The sequence below is a fragment of the Bacillus sp. E214 genome, from assembly GCF_008087365.1.
Classification (GTDB): domain Bacteria; phylum Bacillota; class Bacilli; order Bacillales; family Pradoshiaceae; genus Pradoshia.
This window is the reverse complement of the sequence record NZ_VENN01000001.1, coordinates 613571-634816: the sequence shown is the minus strand read 5'-3', so window position 1 is coordinate 634816 and position 21246 is coordinate 613571. Positions and strand designations below refer to the sequence as shown.

At 37.2% G+C, this 21246-nt stretch carries 20 protein-coding genes and 1 riboswitch; of the genes, 5 read left to right on the top strand and 15 right to left on the bottom strand.

Translation table 11 applies throughout. From position 1 onward, the window contains the following. Positions 1-135 precede the first annotated feature (135 nt). The 6 genes from FHY47_RS03015 to FHY47_RS02990 form a co-directional block, all read right to left on the bottom strand. Positions 136-1479 (bottom strand): glycoside hydrolase family 28 protein, encoded by a 1344-nt coding sequence (locus tag FHY47_RS03015; protein WP_148629621.1) that lies wholly within the window; start codon positions 1477-1479, stop codon positions 136-138. Between the two features lie 410 nt (positions 1480-1889). After that, a complete protein-coding gene (gene pulA / locus FHY47_RS03010) occupies positions 1890-4457 on the bottom strand; it encodes a type I pullulanase (RefSeq protein ID WP_148629620.1) in 2568 nt (855 codons plus the stop codon). 752 nt (positions 4458-5209) lie between these two features. After that, the gene (locus tag FHY47_RS03005) at positions 5210-6238 is read right to left on the bottom strand and encodes a PTS sugar transporter subunit IIC (protein WP_395940459.1); all 1029 of its coding nucleotides are present in this window, start codon (positions 6236-6238) and stop codon (positions 5210-5212) included. A gap of 521 nt (positions 6239-6759) precedes the next feature. After that, entirely contained in the window at positions 6760-7185 is a 426-nt protein-coding gene (locus FHY47_RS03000) for a hypothetical protein (RefSeq protein WP_066099796.1), read from the bottom strand. 271 nt (positions 7186-7456) lie between these two features. Further along, positions 7457-7984: a hypothetical protein gene (locus FHY47_RS02995; protein WP_140461344.1), complete on the bottom strand. Its 528-nt coding sequence runs from the start codon at positions 7982-7984 to the stop codon at positions 7457-7459. 94 nt (positions 7985-8078) lie between these two features. After that, positions 8079-8876 (bottom strand): ABC transporter ATP-binding protein, encoded by a 798-nt coding sequence (locus tag FHY47_RS02990; RefSeq protein WP_066099802.1) that lies wholly within the window; start codon positions 8874-8876, stop codon positions 8079-8081. A 119-nt stretch (positions 8877-8995) separates the two neighbouring features. On the opposite strand from FHY47_RS02990, the gene FHY47_RS02985 reads away from it, so the two are divergent. Together FHY47_RS02985 and FHY47_RS02980 are read left to right on the top strand one after the other, a co-directional pair. Next, the gene (locus FHY47_RS02985) at positions 8996-10024 is read left to right on the top strand and encodes an IS1595 family transposase (RefSeq protein WP_148629618.1); all 1029 of its coding nucleotides are present in this window, start codon (positions 8996-8998) and stop codon (positions 10022-10024) included. Between the two features lie 63 nt (positions 10025-10087). Next, the gene (locus tag FHY47_RS02980; RefSeq protein ID WP_077248052.1) at positions 10088-10573 is read left to right on the top strand and encodes a CDI toxin immunity protein; all 486 of its coding nucleotides are present in this window, start codon (positions 10088-10090) and stop codon (positions 10571-10573) included. A gap of 80 nt (positions 10574-10653) precedes the next feature. Here FHY47_RS02980 and FHY47_RS02975 read toward each other — a convergent pair whose 3' ends face one another. The 5 genes from FHY47_RS02975 to FHY47_RS02955 all read right to left on the bottom strand — a co-directional run bounded on the left by FHY47_RS02975 (position 10654) and on the right by FHY47_RS02955 (position 16494). Then, a complete protein-coding gene (locus tag FHY47_RS02975; RefSeq protein ID WP_148629617.1) occupies positions 10654-11688 on the bottom strand; it encodes a FecCD family ABC transporter permease in 1035 nt (344 codons plus the stop codon). Further along, complete coding sequence (locus tag FHY47_RS02970; protein ID WP_066099809.1) at positions 11678-12649, bottom strand: ABC transporter substrate-binding protein; 972 nt, start codon at positions 12647-12649, stop codon at positions 11678-11680. The genes FHY47_RS02975 and FHY47_RS02970 overlap by 11 nt, the downstream gene beginning before the upstream one ends. Before the next feature lie 192 nt (positions 12650-12841). After that, positions 12842-13021: riboswitch (cobalamin riboswitch) on the bottom strand. 141 nt (positions 13022-13162) lie between these two features. Then, the gene (locus FHY47_RS02965) at positions 13163-14662 is read right to left on the bottom strand and encodes an amidase (protein ID WP_148629616.1); all 1500 of its coding nucleotides are present in this window, start codon (positions 14660-14662) and stop codon (positions 13163-13165) included. Positions 14663-14756: 94 nt separating this feature from the next. Beyond that, positions 14757-15824 (bottom strand): undecaprenyldiphospho-muramoylpentapeptide beta-N-acetylglucosaminyltransferase, encoded by a 1068-nt coding sequence (locus tag FHY47_RS02960; RefSeq protein ID WP_066099816.1) that lies wholly within the window; start codon positions 15822-15824, stop codon positions 14757-14759. A 130-nt stretch (positions 15825-15954) separates the two neighbouring features. After that, on the bottom strand, positions 15955-16494 hold the full coding sequence (locus FHY47_RS02955; RefSeq protein WP_148629615.1) for a histidine phosphatase family protein: 540 nt from the start codon (positions 16492-16494) through the stop codon (positions 15955-15957). Between the two features lie 264 nt (positions 16495-16758). Between FHY47_RS02955 and FHY47_RS02950 the strand changes: the two genes are divergently transcribed. The 3 genes from FHY47_RS02950 to FHY47_RS02940 all read left to right on the top strand — a co-directional run bounded on the left by FHY47_RS02950 (position 16759) and on the right by FHY47_RS02940 (position 18438). Next, complete coding sequence (locus FHY47_RS02950; RefSeq protein ID WP_066099827.1) at positions 16759-17025, top strand: acylphosphatase; 267 nt, start codon at positions 16759-16761, stop codon at positions 17023-17025. 145 nt (positions 17026-17170) lie between these two features. Beyond that, positions 17171-17947 carry a C40 family peptidase gene (locus tag FHY47_RS02945; RefSeq protein ID WP_066099829.1) on the top strand — a complete coding sequence of 259 codons (777 nt, stop codon included), beginning with the start codon at positions 17171-17173 and terminating at the stop codon, positions 17945-17947. Positions 17948-18129: 182 nt separating this feature from the next. Continuing rightward, entirely contained in the window at positions 18130-18438 is a 309-nt protein-coding gene (locus FHY47_RS02940) for a hypothetical protein (protein WP_148629614.1), read from the top strand. A 28-nt stretch (positions 18439-18466) separates the two neighbouring features. Here FHY47_RS02940 and FHY47_RS02935 read toward each other — a convergent pair whose 3' ends face one another. From FHY47_RS02935 to FHY47_RS02920, 4 genes are all read right to left on the bottom strand, one after another. Next, the gene (locus FHY47_RS02935) at positions 18467-18667 is read right to left on the bottom strand and encodes a ChaB family protein (protein WP_066102205.1); all 201 of its coding nucleotides are present in this window, start codon (positions 18665-18667) and stop codon (positions 18467-18469) included. A 108-nt stretch (positions 18668-18775) separates the two neighbouring features. Further along, entirely contained in the window at positions 18776-19495 is a 720-nt protein-coding gene (locus tag FHY47_RS02930; RefSeq protein ID WP_066099835.1) for a YebC/PmpR family DNA-binding transcriptional regulator, read from the bottom strand. Positions 19496-19741: 246 nt separating this feature from the next. After that, entirely contained in the window at positions 19742-20206 is a 465-nt protein-coding gene (locus FHY47_RS02925; protein WP_148629613.1) for a hypothetical protein, read from the bottom strand. A 145-nt stretch (positions 20207-20351) separates the two neighbouring features. Continuing rightward, positions 20352-21101: an aminoglycoside phosphotransferase family protein gene (locus tag FHY47_RS02920; RefSeq protein WP_148629612.1), complete on the bottom strand. Its 750-nt coding sequence runs from the start codon at positions 21099-21101 to the stop codon at positions 20352-20354. Between the last annotated feature and the right edge of the window lie 145 nt (positions 21102-21246).

The following is a 21246-nucleotide window of genomic DNA, read 5'->3' as shown; positions in this document are numbered from 1 at the left end:
AATAGGCAAGTCATTTCTATTCTTATTTAGTTTTCCTGAGCTTTTTATGCCTTATTCAATAAAAAGAGAGAGCGTTTAGTAAAACACCATCTTCTTAAAATATTTGTATCCAAATACAAGTTTTATATATTATATTTACTTAACATTCTTCATAACATATAAGTTGGGTTCTTCTGTCCGCGAACTGCAGTCCTTAATTTCAATTCCGATAGCATTCTCAATACAAAATGCCGGACCCTTATGATTAGATACGATAACTTGATTAAATATCATATCCTTAACATTAGAACAATAGAAACCAACTTGTTTCATTGGCTCCAGTCCTTCCATCATTGCAGGTAACCCTGGTTCAGCATCATTAGCCATTGCAACAGAAACTTGATTAAATGTCACATCTTCCACATATTTCTCAGCTAATCCAAAAAAGAAGCCTGCAGCCGCGCTCACTTCTCGAGCAGTAATATTAGAAAAATGAATTCGTCTGAAAACAGGGGTTTCCTCTGTTATGGGATATGGTTTTTTATCAGATACAAACTCGTCTTTCCCTCGTGGCCCGCAATAATAATAAAGGTTAGCAATAAATGGGCAAATCACCCTATTCATAACGATATTGTTAATCCTGATATCTTCAATTACTCCCCCACGGCCACGTCTTGATTTTAACCGAATACCGCGATCAGTTCCTTCAAACACACAGTTACTCACAGTTACATTTCTGATGTCCCCACTCATTTCACTTCCTAGTACAATGCCTCCATGACCATGTATCATTGTACAATTCGTAATCGTTATATTTTCACAAGGAATACGTTTGTCTGTCGCTTCTGTGCCAGCCTTTATCGCGATACAATCATCTCCTACATCAATATGACAATCTGAAATTCTCACATTTCTACATGATTCTGGATTTATGCCATCTGTGTTTGGAGAATCCGGTGGATTTACAATCGTAACCAAATTGACTGTGACATCCTCACAACAAATTGGATTGACAGTCCAACTCGGAGAATTAATCATTTTCAATCCAGAGATTATGACTCGCTTGCATGAATCAAAACTGACTAATTTTGGCCTTGGATATTGATTTTCTTTCCTACGGAAAACCTCCCACCAAAATGCACCATTACCATCTATTGTACCGTGACCGGTTATCGAGACATTTTCAACATTTTCTGCATAAATACAGGAAGCATAAACTTCTTGTTCCGTTCCCTCCCACCGAGAATTCACAATCGGATATGCATTAATATCTGTCGTAAACTTAAGGATAGCTCCAGCTTCTATATATAAATGAACATTACTTTTTAATATCACTGCCCCTGTTAAACATTCACCTGCAGGTATGTAAACAGTGCCTCCACCTGCTTCTGAACATGTTTCAATAGCTTGAGTTATAGCTACTGTATTAATTGTCTCACCATCATTTACTGCACCAAAATTTTGAATATCGTATACGCAAGAGGGAACGGAAATCGTCATTAGTATTCCTCCTCAATCTATTATTATATGGATATGGGTAATCGATGTATCCGTCAGAGATCATCTCTTTGCTCTCAAAAATCAGAAAAAGCTAATTCCATCAAGAAATTTTTATTTTAATGTTTGCTATGGAAAGATTTAAAATATTGTTTTTTAAAGATGATGTACTACATTTATTTTAAAAAAAATGACAAATAAATATAATTCAAATTTTTTTCAGAAATGTATAATATTTTATTTGCTTTTAAAGCGCTGATATAACTTATGTACCGATAATCAATTCATTAGTTTCTAGATTCCCGTAGCTAATACATCTATTCTTCTATGCTAATATTAGTATTGTTATTTTTATTTATAAAAAAAGAACTCCTTCTTCAATCCTAAAGAGGAGTTCCTACCATATCGATTTTCTATTTATTTTCTTTATGTTTACTCCATTTATTCCTTTCTTGAAACACAACCGTACTTAATGCTGGAATAATTACCTTATCCCCTTTCAGCTTATATATGGGTTTCGAGGAAGCCTCATTCGCATTAACGAGTACATTCCATACAGCGTTTCTTGGAAGTACAACTTCAACATCATTTGTGTTGGCATTATGTGCTACAAAATAGCTCCCATTTTGCTTTCCTCTTGATGGTTCAGTAATCGTATAGACAATCGTATTTACCGGTGTATCCAAAAAGCGAATACTATCCTTTATTGCGCTGGCCTCCGTCATCCTGAATACTGGATGGTTTTTACGAAGATCTATCAACCCCGACATATATTTCACTTCATTCACAAATTCTGCATTCCGTTTCCAATCTAATTGATTAATTTCATCTGGGGATTTATAGCTATTATGGTCTCCATACTTAGTTCGCATAAATTCCTGTCCGGCGTGAATAAATGGGATCCCCTGTGAAGTTAAAATGATAGACGAGGCCAGTTTATGTCTTTGTTTTTTCTCTTCATAACTTGCATTTGGATTCGTCAATTCCAACTTGTCCCAAAGGGTGTGATTATCATGTGCTTCTACATAAGTGATGACCTGTTCCGGATCACGGTATGTCGCCTGGTTATTATCATAATCAAGACCGGCCATGATGCCTTTTTTGATCCGATCTTCCATATTCAATTTTCCATTTACGAATCCATTATCCTGCTCTTCAAATACGCTGCCCTTCAGTCCATCTCGAATGTCATCATTGAAATGAGCAATGCCAGGCATTTTTTCAGCATTTTTCTGATTTGCCTTTATGTCAGCCGCAAGCGGAGTATTTAAATCCCAACCTTCCCCATGGATAATAAATGATGGGTCAATACGCTTCAAAGCCTTCCTTACATCATTCATTGTCTCAACATCATGGATTCCCATTAAATCAAATCGAAATCCGTCCAGTTTATATTCCTTCGCCCAATAGCTTGAGGAGTCGACGATGAATTTACGCATCATTCTTCGCTCGGAGGCAGTATCATTGCCGACACCGGTACCATTGGCCAATGTACCATCCTCGTTGTAGCGGTAGTAATAGCCAGGAACCAACTTTTGAAAGTTTGACTCTGCAGCATCATACATATGGTTGTAGACAACATCCATTACTACACGTAGGTCCTCCTTATGGAGCGTTTGGATCATTTGCTTCAGTTCTTTTATTCTCACTTTAGGTTCATAGGGATTGGTAGAATAAGACCCTTCCGGTACATTGTAGTTTTGTGGGTCATACCCCCAGTTATACTGTGGCTCGTCAAGCTTTGTTTCATCTACTGTTTTATAATCATAGATTGGCAAAAATTGAACATGAGTTACTCCCAATGATTGTATATGATCAAGACCGGTTGGAAGCCCATTTGGTCCCTTTGTACCTTTCTCCGTAACGCCTAAATATTTCCCCTTTTGCTTAATTCCGCTTTCTGACTGGATGGACAAGTCGCGTACATGCAATTCATAAATAATTGAACTCTCTGGATTCGCTAACTTTGGTCTCTTATGTTTATCCCAGCCCTTCGGATTTGTTTTCGCTAATTCTATCACGGCTCCTTTTTGACCATTGACTGACGCTGCCCTTACATATGGATCAACAGCCTCTGTCCATTTCCCACCTATATTCACTTTATATGTGTAAAAGAGACCATCCTGATTTCCTTTTAATTTAGCCGTCCATGTCCCCTTTTTATCCGACTTCATCGTAATTTCCTTGCCCTTAGGATCATTCCAATTTTCATAAAGAACGAGCTTTGCCTCTTGAGCTGTTGGAGCCCATAAACGGAAGTTGGTCGAAAAACGTGAGTAGGTGTTCCCAAGATCATTGCCACCATAATAATACTGGCGATCAAACTCCTCTGTCCGCACCACTCCTCCTATCTCAACAGCCCGCTCTCCATAGCCCTCAATTCTCACGGCATAGCTTCCACGCACATCAAGCTTCTTGTTTGTTTTTATCGTAAACTTATTTGTTACTGAGTTATTCCCTTCCTCAGGAATAATTGCTTGAATGGGTGCATTTTCAAGCTCAATCACTGTTCTGTTTATATCAAGTGGATTATTTGTCGTGACAGTGATTTCTGTAAAGCTGTCCATCGCTGCCTTTTTGATGCTCGGCTCACTGTTTGGTTCTGAATAGTACACTTCATCATCTCCTGAAATAATCCACACCTCCGCCTTTCCATCCTTTATTCCTTCAATCCAACGGTCGCCTCCATCTTTTTCCCATGAATCAGTACGAATAATAAAGCCAACCCGCTCATGAAGTCCCTCCAGTGTAAATCTCGCAACCTTTCCAAATGCATCTTCTTCCTCAAACTGTTCGACATGACCTTCTCCATTTTCAGGCCATACCCATAGATTCCAATCCTTTGCATCATCATTTTCCTGATAATGGATGACAATCTCCGTGTTTCCATCTTCTGCTTTTGCACTTAGCTGAGGGAGCATTGTCAATAACAAGCAAAATGTGCCTAGCCACGCGATAATTCTCTTCTTTCTCACAGACATCTTCCACTCCTCCTTCATTCTTCTCTTAGTAGGCAAACGATTGCATAAATTCATATATGTAATCGTTTTCATAATTACACCCTTCCATTCTAGTAAACTAGCTTTCTGAAGAACAGTTTACGTTTTCCTATTTTTAGAAGAATATGATTCAGAAATATGGACTTTATACCTATACCTTCATATAAAATACACGAAAGAAGATTTTCAGGCAGTTGAATCATTTTACCTTACCAAAAAGATCCGTAATTCTTGAATAAGTCCTCTTTGACAGAAGGAAAGTTGCCCATCAACATACAAATGTCATTAATTATATGTATCTGCTACTATATTGCAGAATTCTCTTACATAATGGAGATATTTTTCACCCCAACAATAATCTGATTATTGATTACGAAGACATATTATCCCCCAAAGAATAATCGTGAAATATTCTAGCCATATTCTTAAACTCATGGCCCACCTGAAACATTCTTTGTACTTAAGTAAACTGAAGTACTTTATATTTTAAATCAACAAGCAACTAAGCTATCATTCTGTACACGAAGAAAGATGGTCTCTGCATCATACAGAAACCATCTACCCACCACGTAAAATTTTTATATGTTCAATAAAATGAAAATAGAACTAACTTTCTCTATTCATCATTGTTTAGGTTCATTTTTAACACATTCTATCAAAATAGATTCTCTTCTTCGTATGATTTACCTAAACCCCTATCTGAGTCAATATTTCAAAAGAGACAAAGCAGACAACTATTGAACTTCAAGATGAAGATCACCTGCTTTAACCTTTCCAGCCATTTTTAGGAGGCGGTGAATCGCAAGAGCAATCATAACAGGAAGCACCATCCCTATTCCTACATAGTTGAGGAATATGCCCATCCCTTGATTAGCTAAGATGTTTATCGGTGCAATCAACGAGCTTAGCCCCATCCCGCCTAGTTCATACGGTACTTTAAAATCAAAGACCATCGTAGCTATTGGCGCAGCAATTGCGGCAGCCGTAAACGCAGGTATAATGTAGATTGGGTTTTTTATCAAATTTGGAAACTGTACCTTTGGTGTCACGATTGATTGTGCAAGAAAGCCACCTAAATCATTATCTTTATAGCTCATTGCTGTAAAGGCTACAAATTGTACCGTACAGCCAATCAAGGCTGCTGCACTTGATACTGGGTCCAACTGCAGAGCAATCGCAAGCGCAGCTGATGAAGCTGGGGTCATTAATAAAAGACTAAATATTAAGGATAAGACAATCGATCCAATTAAAGGAGAGCCTTCTACAGAAGCTGTAATTTGTGCACTTATCCTTGTTAGTAATGGTGTTGTCACCGCTGCTAATCCAACTCCGGAAATCCCACCAATAAAAATAGCTGTAATCGGAATTGCCATAATGTCCAATTTTGTTTTACCAACCATCCTCTTGCCTATATGTGTAGCGATGAGTGCAGCCAATACAGCTGATATAGGTTGTCCAGTGACAATCGTAAAAGCACCTTCTGCTGTTTTTTGAATAGCGGCTCCACCAACAGAGGCACATGCCATTGCACTAAATTGTACTAATGAGTTACCTCCAAGCTGATAGGCAATCCCTGCACCAAGAGCAGGCGCAAGCAAGACCTTTGCCGCTCCTCCAATAGTAAGGAATATTTGCCAATCAAAGTAACCCCCAATTGATTCGAATAATAGACCGATTCCTAATGTTACTAAAACGGCATTTGCGATTCCCGTAGATGCCTTATACATTCGATCAATAATATATTCTTTTCTCTTCATCCCCATCGCCCCTTAGTAGTTAATTAAATATTCTGAAAAATAAAGGTGTTATGTTTTCTTTTTTCTGCATCCTTCCTTTATTGGAGATATTAGTATTTAGATATATTAACACACCTAAAATAAAAATAGCAAAATATTTTGAAAATTTAATATAAATTAATAATTTTAACTTCAAAATAATTCCATAACGTTTTTATCAACTGAATTTCCATATTCATATTATATTTTTAACTTACAGTAATAGTTGGTTTCTGGCATTTTCCTTTTTTCACTCTCCACTTTCCACAGCCAATAATTCTATTTTTAAATATAATCTAATTACACATTTTGATTTACGAATACTTATTAATTATTTTAGTCGTAAAGTAACATAAAAACGGGCAAATACACAAAACTTGTTCTACCTCATAACCAGTGCGAAGTATATGAATGATTTTGAGTATCTCTGTTTATAATAGCTGCTGCGTATAATCTTTTTGGTCCAAAAAAAAAGGATTTCCGTACTTTTACGGAAATCCTCGCTCTTCTTATAATGATAATGTTAACTTGATTGTCCCATCATTCATCTCATACGATTTAATTTTTCCAACAGGTATCTTTTTCACGATATCCCAGGAATTAAAATCCATTTTAACCGTCTGATTTGTAGAATCTGAAAATGGCGGACTGTTAAGTATTTTAATTTCATCTTTATTCATATCAGTAGGATTCAAACTCTCAATTTCAAAAATAATCATTCTTTTTTCCATATGAATAGGTTTCAGACTTATCATATATGAAATATTTTTATCTGTTGTACCGCGAATATTCAAGTGGCCTGTTGTTATTTCTACTTTTATATCTTTTTGGCCAGACTGTCTTTTTATTAGTTGTTCTAACATTACTGGCTTAATAGGAACGGTCACTCCATTTTTACTTATTTCGTTAAATTTCTGTTTAAATTTATCCAGCACGGTGGCAACACTCCTAAAGTATTTAGTTTCCGGTTTAATTAAACTCAAATTTTACTTCTGCTTGTTTCTTTTTAATATAACTTAATCGTAACATGGCTAGAATTACATTCCCTACTAATGTGTCCTCTTTTCATCCATAAAAAAGCACGATTCTTTCTTTGGTTATGAAAGAATCGTGCTTTTCTTTTTATCAAATCATACATTCTCTCTTCATTAAAAATGGATAACAAGATCTATCTAACTCTATTATTTTAGATGTAGGCTTAAACATTCATTTCTTTTTCACAGCATATGATTTACTGACAAAAGGAATTTCCTGTATGCCGTTCACCTGATTTACATAAACAGCCATCACAAAACAAACATTTGCGAGCAATCCTAGGAAATCAAATAAGATGTCTAGCACTTCTCGCTCTTCACTAACTTTATGCAGGGCACGATAGGATTTCTTGGCCTCACTGCGTACGACATGAAGTGCGCATGCAGCGTTGCTTCCTTGCGGTAATACGAATTGTTTTACCTTTTCCCCTGTTTTCTCAACATAAAAATCATATCTATCACTCAACCACTGTAAATCTGCTTCAGTTATCGCCAATTTTCCGCGCACAGAACCGTTCACATGATAGCATAGCGCTTGAACCTTACGAAGGTCATCAATGACTGCTTGCTCTTTCTCAGTCAATAACGGGAAAACAGCTCCAAGCCTTGTAGTTAAAGTATCAGTGCGAATCTCATAATCAACTAAACAGCTTTTTTCTCTCATGAATGGATAACTGGAGTAACGCCAGTCTTTTTTCAAGGTTCATTCCCCCTTATTTAAAACTTAGGTTTTAGTATGAAATAATGGTAACTCCGCGACGCCTTCACATAGAAGGCCATCGCACACGAATTCTTCATGCCTCCCCTTTTATATCTATGGCATAAGGAATCATCTGCCTTTTTCCAAAATAGGAATCATTGTATGTATACGTATGAGTTTTAAAAATACGCATCAAGTTAAGATCCGTAATGACTTGTTCGGGTTCCCCTGCTGCAACGAGTTCTCCATTTCCCATAAGTATGAGTCGATCACAATAGCGAGTGGCTAAATTAATATCATGGATGGCCGCGAAGACAGCCTTTCCCTCTTTTACAAGCTCCCGGATGACCTCGGCAATTTGGACCTGATGATAAATATCCAGATCTGAAGTTGGCTCATCCAACAAAATAACCTCAGAATTCTGAGTGATGGCTTTAGCTAAGAAAACAAGCTGACGTTCTCCTCCTGAAAGGGATGTGATATAACGGTCTCTTAAATGATAAATTCCTGTTTGTTTCATCGCTTTCTCTGCCAATTGATTATCATCTTTTTGTGAGAATTGCCATTTCTTCCGATGCGGATGCCTTCCCATAAGTACTACCTGACTCACTGTAAATTCATAGTCAAGGACCGTGCTTTGTGGCATATAGGTGATTGCTTTGGCCACTTCAAGAGTAGTCATCTCAGAGAGAGCATGATTCTTAAAGGCTATTGACCCTGCAGGTGGCTTTAGCAATCCTGCCATTAAGCGCAGTAAAGTAGATTTTCCGGTACCGTTCGGACCAATCAAGCAGGTAAATTGGTTAGTTTCCAAAGAGATATCCATTGCTTTTAAAATCACCTGTTTGCCACGGCTAAAGCTGAGTTTCTCCGCATTCAAAATAGCTGTCATCTCAGATTTCCCCCTTCTTTTTATTTTTTGGCTCTGTTAAAGGTAAATGTTGATATTTGAAACCTTACCGAAAAGTTTGTATAATTACCATTAGAACAAACATTCGGGAGGCGACAAGGTTGAGCAAAGCGTTCAGTAATCTATTAAAACATATCGGCAATTTGTCACATACAGAAAAAGAACGAGTGTTTCAATGGGTAAAACGCTACGTTGAACCTTCTTCCTCTGTCGGTGGTCGCCTAATCAATGAAATGCGAGAAACTCGTTTTAAAGAAGGCTTTCAATGCCCTCATTGTGCATCTGAACATATTGTTCGATTTGGAAAACACAATGGTCGTCAACGCTATCGTTGCAAGTGTTGTAGTAAAACATTTACTGATACAACAAACACTGTTCTATATCGTACTCGTAAAGGTGATGAATGGATTACGTTTGTTGACTGTATGTTTAAAGGCTATTCTCTGCGAAAATCTGCCGAAATTGTAGGGGTTACTTGGGTTACACTTTTTTATTGGAGACACAAATTGTTAAGTGCATTAAAACAATTGGATTTTGAGCAATTCGAAGGTATTGTCGAAGTTGACGAGACCTATTTCCTATACTCTCAAAAAGGACAACGTGGCATTACAGAACGAAAACCTCGTAAGCGAGGTGGCAAATCTAAGCATAGAGGAATAAGCCACGAACAAGTTTGTGTTCTTGTCGCAAGAGACCGCACCAAAGCAACTGTATCAAAAGTAGCTTGTATGGGGCGTGTTGTTAAAACCAAGGTAGAAAATATGATAGGTTCTAAACTGACACCGAATAATGTACTTGTTACAGACGCTTGGAGAGCCTACAAAACCTATGCTAAAGAGAAAGGAATTGAACATTACAGAATTAAATCAAACGATGGTAAGCACGTTATCAAGGGCTTGTATCACATTCAAAATGTAAATGGTCTCCATTCTCGTATGAAACAATGGATAGACCGATTTAAAGGTGTGGCTACAAAGTATTTAGATAACTACCTTGCGTGGTTCTTGTTTGTAGATAGCAGGAGTAACGAAAGCACAAAACACAACATTAAAGAGTTCTTACTCACATCATTTGTATTTGAAATGACTGATACTTATGATAGTTTACGTTTATCAAAATTCAGAGCTTAGTTTCTTCTCTATTTTGAAAAACCTGTTTATTTAGCACAGCTATCTGAAAGGGAGAATTAACTTATGGAAAGAGAAGAAAGAAAAAGGCGTTTGGAAGAAATACTGAGAGAAAGAAAAAAGAATGAAGAAAAATTAGAAACCGAACGACGAATTACGGAGATGTTAGAACTATTCCCTGATAAAGATAAAGTGGAAATATTAGATGAAAAAGAAAGTGATAAGGTTGAAACTGAAATGACAGAATGCTTTCCGATTGCGTGGTACGGAAGAATTGATTGGGATAAGTTGAGTAACAAAATAGTTATCCCGAACGAAGATATTTCAAATATACCGTTTTTCCTATCACAACAAAGTTTGGAAAATACGTTACCAGTCTATATAATTGTCGGATTATACAAATACCCTGTGGTCAAGACTTCATTAACGACAGCTTTGGACAATATTGAAGAGATTATGAGTATGGGACCAGACCAGTGGATTTACTGCCCTTTATCAAAATATGTGATTGAGTTTTTCCACGATGACATAATATCTGTGGGTTGGTTGTAAAATCGTTCGTGATAAACAGATGGTGGGAAACCTTATTGATAAGGTTTCCCTTTAATCTCACCTAATATCAACATTGAAATTTAACACAGCCTATTTTTTAAAATTAAATAAAGGAAAAACGGAGCGCCAAAAAAAGCTGTAATACTACCGATTTGAATCTCAGCAGGCCTAATGGCCAAACGGGATATTAAGTCAGCAAGAATCAAGAAACTCGCTCCCCCTAAGACACTAGCCAGTAGTAAATTTCGATGCGAGGGCCCAATGATCATACGGATCATATGAGGGACAATCAGACCAACAAAACCGATGGCTCCCGTTAATGAGACACTCATTCCAGTTACTAATGAAGCAGTAATTAACAATAGATTACGGGTGCGCTGAACGGAAATCCCCATATTCTGGGCCTGCTCTTCACCCAGCAGAAAGATATCTAAGTCGTTGGCATGGTACAAAAAGACACAAATCGAAAATAAAACAGGAACAGTTAATATTTGTACATGACTCCAATCACGCCCGTTTAAGTTCCCCATCATCCATTGGACAATCTGCTGCATCACTCCTGCATTCGAAAAAGAGATTAGCAGAGAGGTACAGGCTGATAAAAAAGAACTAATCGCAATACCCGTCAGCAGCAATGTCAGTACTGAGGTCCTTCCTTGATTGGTCGCAATCATATAAATTGCAAACAAAGTCAATGCAGCAAGGATAAAGCCCATTAATGGGACGAAAAGAGAATGGATCGCGGCCAAACCAAAATAGATGGCCAGTACACCTCCGAATGCTCCACCTGATGAAACACCAATTATGCCGGGGTCAGCCATCGGGTTGCGAAACACACTTTGCATCACGACTCCCGATATTGCCAAGGCTGCCCCGACTAATCCAGCCACAACAACCCGCCCCAGGCGAATCTGCACAAGGATTGTTTCATACATTGGGTTATAGTCAAACTCTATAAATGGAAGCAGTGAGAGTAATACTTTCACAGTTTCCGTAAATGGAACGATGACCCCGCCATACATGGTTGCTAAAAGTAACGATACGAGCAAGGAACAAATCAGGATTCCAAAAATAAGAACCTGTTTAGACTGTTTACAAACCATATTATTCTCCATATAAAACTTGATAAATATCTTCTGCTCCCTCAATCACAAAATGGGAAGCCGTTGTTAAATTTGCGCTATCTATCACATGCACTTCATTATTCTTAAAGGCTTTAAGATTTTTAAGTGCCGGATCCTTTTGCCATTCCTCGACGAATGTTGCTTTTGAACCGTCATACTGCCAATCGCTTGTAATAATCACATCTGGATTTATCTCAACTAATTTTTCCTTTGAAAGATTTGGATAATCAGGATACTCTTCACCGGTAATGCCCGCTTCTGTAATGGCATTTATCCCGCCTGCTAAGGTGATGATTTCTCCTATTGTAGTATTCTCAGTAACTGAAGAATTTTGCTGTGTCCAGTAAACCACTCGTTTTTTATCTGTTTGTGCTTTTGCTTTCGTTTGTAAATCTGACATCCTCTTTTTGACATCAGCTATGATTTCTTCTGCTTTATCTTCCTCGCCAACAATGGTACCAACCTCCATTAGACCATCCAATACACCTGATATAGAGGAATCATCTTTAAGTTGGTAGGTGGTGATGTCTGCAGCATCAATTTGTTTAAGAACCTCAGGATCTACATAGGAAGGAATCAGCACTAAATCAGGCTGAAGTGACAGCACCAATTCAGATGTGACTGATTCAATTTTTGTATCAATTCCATCTGTTAGATCTGCTACATTCGAAATCCCTGAGTCTGTAGACATTTTCGTTACCGCGGCAATCCGCTCCTCATCAACCAAAGGCAATAAATATTCATCAATAGCCAATGTGGTCGAAACAATCCTTGAAGGTTTTTCTTTAAGGGTCACCTCTTCCCCACGACCGTCTGTTAAGGTTTTCGGATACTCACTTGTTTCCTGGTTTGTTTCTTTTTCCTGGTTGTTTACTGTCTCATCATTTCCGCATGCAAACAATGCAAAAACGGATAAGAACACCAAAAGTGATAAGCTTGCAATCTTTTTCATCTCACTATTCTCCCTTTTTCAAAATTTATTTATATTTAGCGAATTTACGCTGAAATATTAAACATAAAAAAGCCTGTCTTCCCGATTAAGGAAAACAGGCTTGATTCATGCACAGACAAAAAAACGCTGTCAAAATCAGCGCAAAGACACAATCATCTCTACGTTCGCCATCCCTTTTCCCACCGAAAAGTAAGCAATACACATTCATAAGCAGGTTTCCTGACTCTGAGCTTCACTTTACTCTCACACCTTCCCTCTTTTAAAGGTGGTCACGTGATTTCATCAGCTCTTACAGTAGCGGGGGCTGTTCCAGATTTACACTGGATTCCCTTTTACCTCACAAAAGTGAGCACTTATGATTGTTTTAAATTTTCGTACTATTAATATATCATGTTGAAAATGTAAACGGAAGATATTTTTGATATATAGGAATTCACATAAATATAAACAAGTGAAATGACTGTTTTAATTGACCAACTGAATTACACGCATCTTCTAGTCGATCTATCACTTTTATCGCCATCCAATATATGGATTCCCTTTCTGTCCAACCCATATATCGGATTGCTCTAACAACGCTCCTATTTTAAGAAGCCAATCTTCCCTTCCCTTTGGAGCCATCAATTGCACTCCAAGGGGTAAGCCAGAATCTGTCATATGAACAGGCAAGCTAATCGCAGGCTGTCCGATGATGTTCGCCAACTGTGTAAAAGGCGTATACGTTAAACTTGGTTTAAACATTTCATAGACCATTGCTAACTGTTCAGAGGGTTTTAGTTCATATACTTTCAATAACTGCAAGCTCTGTTCATCCGTATGCGTCAATTCGCCCACCTTTGGAGCTGAGAAAGCTGTTGCCGGCGTCAAATACAAATCATAATCCTCATTGAACCTGGCCATTTGTGCAGCTGCCGTATCCCATTCAGCTAAACTGCGTGTAAATTGAACAGCTGATACATTCTGCCCGGCAGTTCTGAGTACCCATGTGACTATCTCTATATCATTAACGGTAATCGGCCGTCCAATGGCTTCCTCAATGGACAGTATATCTGCTGCCATTTCTCCGCTATTCATAATATAGTAATTTTCCATAAGGCGGATTCCATCTACCCCATTATCACATTCTTCAACGGTGAACCCTGCCTGTTCCAGCCATTTGACTGTCTTATGTACCGCTTCTACAGCTTCTTCACTAACGGGTGTTCCCACCGGAGACTTTGTGGAAAAAGCAATTTTAAACCTTTCTTTCAATGGATTCGAAAGCTCCTTCAAATAGCTCCCATTATATAAAGGTACCTGAAAGGCAGTATCCGGCTGAATGATTTGCAAGGCATCCAGCATAGCTGCACTATCACGAACCGTTTTGGTTAAGGCAAAATCTACCGCAGCTCCATGCCATTGGCGGCCCACACCTGGACCAACGGGTGTCCTTCCCCTTGTTGGCTTCAAGCCTACTAATCCAGTGAATGATGCCGGTATACGAATAGAGCCGCCGCCATCACTGGCACCGCTAATTGGGACCATACCTGAAGTTATACTGGCTGATGCTCCGCCGCTTGATCCACCCGATGAATGCTGCAGGTTCCATGGATTACGTGTCGCTCCATATACAGCTGGCTCAGTAATATTTTTCAGACCAAACTCCGGAGAACTCGTCTGTCCAATAATGACAAATCCTGCCTCACGAATTTTTTTCACAAAATTAGAATCCCGTTTAGCAATCCGATTTACATGTAATTTTGAACCCGCTGTAATCGGTTCGCCTTTAATAGATTGTGATAAGTCTTTTAATAAGATAGGTACTCCTGCAAAAGGTCCGTATATAGATTCAGACTTTCCAGTTTCCATCATTGCCTTTTCGAATCTAGTTCGAACAACTGCATTTGTTTTAGGATTTAGTTCATTTATTTGTTCAAATGCGTCCTCTATTAATTCTATTGCGGATACTTGTTTTTCCTTTACAAGCTTCGCTAACCCAAGTCCATCATATTGGGTATAACATTTAAGATTCATTGCTCCGACACTCCTACTTTTTGGCTACAAATCCTGTTTAGTGTTCTGTTTTAATGCTTTTTTCGTATATAGAATAATACTTATCATTTCAACATTAAATTTTATAGGTATCAATCAATTCATACAAGCGTTCCAGTCCATCTTCTTCCTCAAAATTGTTCATTTTATCGATAATCATCTGTTTGTTTTTAAATATAGTTTCTACCTTATCAGCTAACGTGTTTAACGAAAGCTCATCCTCTTCAATAACATAGGCAAAACCCTGCTTTTTAAATGATTCAGCATTCATGATTTGATCGCCTCTGCTGGCTTTCCTTGATAACGGGATTAAGACCATTGGAATTTTTAAACTTAAAAATTCAAAAATAGAATTTGAACCGGCCCTTGAAACAGCCACAGCTGTCATAGCCAATATATCTGCCAAGCCTTGGTTAATATATTCAAACTGAGCATATCCATCACGATGTAGGGTGGAATCTACCTTTCCTTTTCCGCATAAATGAATGACATTAAAGGTTTTGAGCAATCGATCCAAGTCCTTACGCACAGCCTTATTCACTGCTTCAGAACCCTGACTGCCTCCCATGATCAATAATCCAGGTTTCCTTGTATTAAATTGGCATATTTTCATTCCAATCGATGGGTCACCCTGACGCAGTTCATCTCTTACGATGGGCCCTAAGAAAAAAGACTTTTCTGCAGGAATATGATTTTTAGCCTCCGGAAAGGTATAACAAATTTTTTGAACAAAAGGCAATGATAGCTTATTGGCCAACCCTGGTGTAATGTCTGACTCATGCGAAATGATCGGTACTTTTCTACTCGCCGCAGCAAGAATGACAGGAACGGAAACAAAGCCACCTTTTGAAAAGATTATGGACGGCTGTAACCGCTTAATAATCTTTCTTGATTGCATAAAGCCTTTCAAAATATTAAAAGGGTCTTTTACATTTTTTATATCCATATATCTGCGAAGTTTACCTGTGGATATTGGAAAATAAGTGACACGATCAAACTCCTTTATCAAAGAGACTTCAATTCCCTCTTTAGATCCTATATAGTAAATCTCCCAATCCCTTTCAATCAAATAGGGAATGAGCGCCAAATTGACAGCAACATGCCCAGTTGATCCCCCACCTGTTAAAATGATTCTTTTTTTCATTTTATAAACCTCCGACAAATTTAAACGAGTCATGGAAAGTAACCATTAATATGTATGCTAAGACATGAAATCTAAATTTTATTCTCTCCTATTCACCTTGCTAATCAAAAACGGAGATGTCATCAGTGACTTACTTCCACACCCTTGTGATATTGCTTTGATCCTCATCTATCTTTAAACAATACACATCCGGATTAGTCAGACCCAACCAAGTTTCGTAACCAAAGGATTCATCCAGATGATTTAGGATTAAAGTCAGTAAGTTACCATGTGTTACGATTAATATATTGAGATTCTCGCTATCCAATGCCTCCTTTATTACAGTAAAACCTCTTTTAGCAGCCTCATTGCTGGATTCTCCTCCGGCTAATTTAACATCGCGTTCCAAAAACGATTGGTATAATCTATTTTTCCAATCAGGTAAATCATGTCCAGATAAGATCCGTTCCTTTAAACGATCATCATATTCGAGCTGTATATTCTTTTCTTCAGCAATTGCTTCAGAAGACTCAATTGCCCTTTTATATGGACTGCAGACTATACGCTCTATTGAAATAGAGTTAAAAAAATCAGCTAGTTCCCTCGCCTGTATTTTCCCTTTTTCTGTTAAATTACATTCAGAACCCTGTCCGGTAGCCTCACAATGTCGAACTAAATATATGTATTTCAACACGACACTCTCCTACTCCCTATAAATTTTATTTACTATATTCTACCATATAAGGAATTCCATTAGAGCTTTGGTTAGTACGTCATCCTATTGTTGATAGTTAAATAAAAAATAAGTACCATTAAAATATAGAAATATGAATTCTTAAAACAAGTAGTGCTGAAGCACCTAGTCTTGTACACTCATGTAAATTCTAAATATTTGAGATGCTTGGGATTAAAGATATTGGGATTCTATCTATATATCAGAATAGGAGGATAAATAATGAAGCAATATCACATAATTGTCTCTGGGATTGTTCAAGGTGTAGGATTTCGCTATTTTACTCTGCTTACAGCAAAAGATTATGATATACACGGGTGGGTGCGTAATTTAGTAAATGGTGATGTAGAAATTGTTGCACAAGGAACAGAAGAAGCATTGGATCATTTTCTTGGCAAAATTAGAATAGGCCCAAAATATAGTCGAATAAACCATGTAGAGGTTAACACTCAGGTCGCTACTGAATATAAAAATTTTACAATTAAGTAAACTTATCCAAAACACAGAAAACTCACTTTTATTACAATAAACTTTCTGTTTTGTTACATTTAGGAAACATACCTAGTAATTTTTTGTCGAATCTACTACACTAGGCTAGTACTTTAAAATTTTACTAAGTTTAGTGGGGGTCAACATGAAGAATAAAGTTTTATCTATTACTGCTACCGCTGTCCTGGCGTCTTCTATTTTTGCTGGTGCTGCTTCTGCTGCTACCGTCACAGTTTCTAAAGGTGATTCTTTATGGAAATTAGCAGTTAAATATAATACTACTGTGTCTGCAATCAAAAAGGAAAACAACCTAACGTCTGATACTATTTACATAGGTCAAACACTTAATATTGGTGAAAATACGACTGCAAGCACTTCTACAAAGAAATATACAGTAAAATCCGGTGATTCTTTATGGAAAATTGCAAATACCTATAATACAACTGTTGCAAACTTAAAATCTTGGAATAATTTAAAAAGCGACACCATTTATGTTGGACAAGTATTGGTTGTAAGCAAATCAACTACTTCAACTGGTACCACTTCAGGCAGTACGGTTACAAAATCAGAAGCTGAGCGCATGGTTGCTACGGCAAAAAGTTTAATTGGCACTCCTTATAAATGGGGTGGAACAACACCATCAGGATTCGATTGCAGCGGGTTCATTTACTATATCGTTAAACAAGAACGCCCAAGCTTTACACGTACTAACACAGCAACTTACTTCTCTACTATGAAGAAAGTAAACACACCTTCTGTAGGTGACTTTGTATTCTTTGAAACATATACTTCCGGTGCTTCTCATATGGGAATCTATGTTGGAAACAATAAATTCATCCACGCTGGCTCCAGCGGTGTTGTACAGGCTGATATGACATCATCCTATTGGAAACCAAAATACTTAGGTGCAAGAAGCCTATAAGCATATCTTTATCAATCAAAATCGGTAAGCTACTATTGCTTGCCGATTTTTTATTTTTTCTTCTGAATTATGATTTCATTATTTGAGGATTTATCTAAATTTATACAATTAGGAATTAGCCGTATAGCTGAATATCATTCGGACATCATATTCTTAAATCGGTTATGTAAGGAGATTGTCAGATGGCTAAAGTATTTGGAAATGACCCATTACATATACTATTTGCATCCATTCAAGGAGAAACTGAACGAGATTACTGGGAGCAACTAAATGATGGCTTATCCTATCATAAAGGAATATCATGTTTGGAAGATGGCAGCTATCTGATTATTGAACAAAAGCAATGGGTTGAACAAGAAAGCATTGGCTACCCCATTTCAAAGGAAGATGCCCTAAAGGAAATTCTCTTATCAGATAATCTTCATTTATTAAATCACCCTAAATTTTATGATTTAAAAATTCTTTATGAAAAAACAAGGAATACTCCATAATCGAAAGGAGTATTCCTCTTAAATTAGCCTATTCTTTTTCTACCCATTCGCCATCATCGTTTTTCTTGTATTTATTTTTCACCGCACTCCAGGCTACTTTAAAAGCTGTTTCTTCTTCATCATATTCTTCTCTTGCCGAATTAAAGGCTTCTTTAAATATTTCCTGAGCATGATGCGGTAACGAGTCCTTTACGGAATCTGGGAGTTCACTAACAGATTTGTAGGGCATATGATAAACCTCCAGTAATAAATGTTTTAACATTCTATTACCTTGTATCCCCTTTCTTTAAACAAAAAGTCTCTCCAAAGGAATACCCCGGAGAGACATTAAATAAAATTATTCACCAAGATCAACATTATGATAAACTTGCTGAACATCCTCTAAATCTTCAATTGCATCAATCATTTTTTCAAATTGCGCCTGTGCATCTGGATCCAACGTTACATCATTTTGAGCAAGCATGGTAAGCTCTGCCACAGTGAATTCTGTAATTCCCACATTTTTCAATGCTTCTTGGACAGCATGGAATTGATGCGGTTCTGCATAGATGATAACCGCCTCATCTTCTTCCAGGATATCACGAACATCTATGTCTGCTTCCATTAGCAATTCAAGCACTTCATCAGATGTTTTCCCTTCAATACCAAAAACTGCTGTAGCATCAAACATATAGGCAACAGATCCGCTGACACCCATATTCCCGCCATTCTTACCAAACGCTGCACGGACTTCTGAAGCTGTACGATTAACATTATTCGTTAATGCATCCACAATCACCATGGAACCATTTGGCCCAAAACCTTCATAACGAAGCTCATCATAGTTTTCTTCTGCTCCGCCTTTAGCTTTCTCAATCGCACGATCAATAATTGCTTTTGGTACACTGTATGTTTTTGCACGTTCAAGTACCATTTTTAATGCTTGGTTAGATTCGGGGCTTGGTTCACCCTGTTTTGCAGCTACGTATATTTCACGTCCAAATTTGGCATAAATACGACTGGTATTAGCATCCTTAGAAGCCTTTTTCTCTTTAATGTTATTCCATTTACGTCCCATTATGAACACTCTCTTTCCACTATATATCTACTTAAAAATAGTAATACGAATAAGCTTTTACTTCAATACTTTTTGTTACAATCCCTTGGTCTCTCCAAGATTCTATGTATAAATGAAGCAACTTTACTATTATACCTCATATATTATACATTTAACGGTTAAGATAATGAAGGAATAGAGATTTTAAATTTAATATCAGGGAGCGATTCACTCAGTAAAGAAACCCTTTAATTAATCTTATTAATGCTACTCAATATCTAACACAAAGGTATAAGAAATCGTACCATCATTCCATTCAGCTAATACCTCATATATATAACGGCCTTTACTTGCAGGAATATAAAATTGATTATTTTTATGTTCAATTTCTTGTCCTCTGCCCTTTTCATTCCATAAATAAATTTTAATATTCGGGTTGTCTTCAATTTCGATAGTGGCTTTTTGAATAGATTTAACCTTAATTGGTTCCATGTTGTCTGCTATTTGGTAAGGAGAGGCGTAATCTGTTTGCACCATTTCCTTCTCACTCCCGATAATCCTTTCCCAATTATAATTCCCTTTCTCCATCTGATACTCAATTCCATTAACCAATACTAGTCCCTTCATAGATGGAGGAAATTCATTCGCAATGGTTTCTTTATCGGCATTATTTGAACAACCTGTCATTAGAAGTATAACGAATATTAACATACCCATAATATAGTTTCTCATATACTGTTACCTCCATTCTCTTAACTCTCAAAGAAGACTTATTGGGATTTTAAAACTGTCACCTTTTACATCTATACAAAACCATAATAATATTATGTAAATTAATAACCCTCTTACGAGTATGGATATTTTAATAAATCTTATTCTATAGCGGACAATGCTGATGAACAATCTCCAATAGATATTTAGATTTTTCCAAGGAAACATGCTCTGCTAATCTTGCTCCAGCAATAATTGGGATCCACTGCAAAACATCCTTTTCTGATAACCCGCTTCTCACGCAATACAGATGCAAATACATTTCGGCCAACTCCATTGAAACTTCTGAATACAAAAGATACGTCCGACATACATCAGCACGAATATCTCCTACGCTGCTATCTACCCAATCAATAATCGTTACTTTATTGTCTGAATCGATTAAATTAAATAAATGGAAATCACCATGGCAAAGTCGCTTATCATATGACATTTCATTCATGTTTTGTATCAAAATATCCTTATGTTTTCTTTTTAAAACTGCTGCCTGTTCAATTTGGCGTATTAATTTATCTGTCATGAGTTCAAGAGAATCAGCAATAACCGAATGTATTTCCTGTTGTATATCAATCGACATACTCATGTAATATTCAGCTTTACTCATGTTTTCAGATACGATACTGCCAAATGTTCTGCCCTTAATGTACTCCATTATGATTGCTTGTTTTCCATCTATTACTGTCACATCCACTATTTCTGGAACAGAAAGTCCCAAAGAGAAAACTAGCTTTTGCTTATTAGCTTCATACCTTGCTTCCGTCGCTGGTAAATACTCTTTAAATACTTTGATAATCTTATTATCCCAAAGATATATATTTGCTGTATTCCCCATCGCGAATGGAGCGGCTAATTCCATTGAATATCTCCCCTTGATTCATACTCATGTAGCTTCCACTGTAGACATTACTCTAAAAAATAATATATATATTGCCTGATTACTTCTTTATATTTCAACAAATACTGTGTAATTCCTCTTTCTATAGTACGTTTAATGCCGCTTA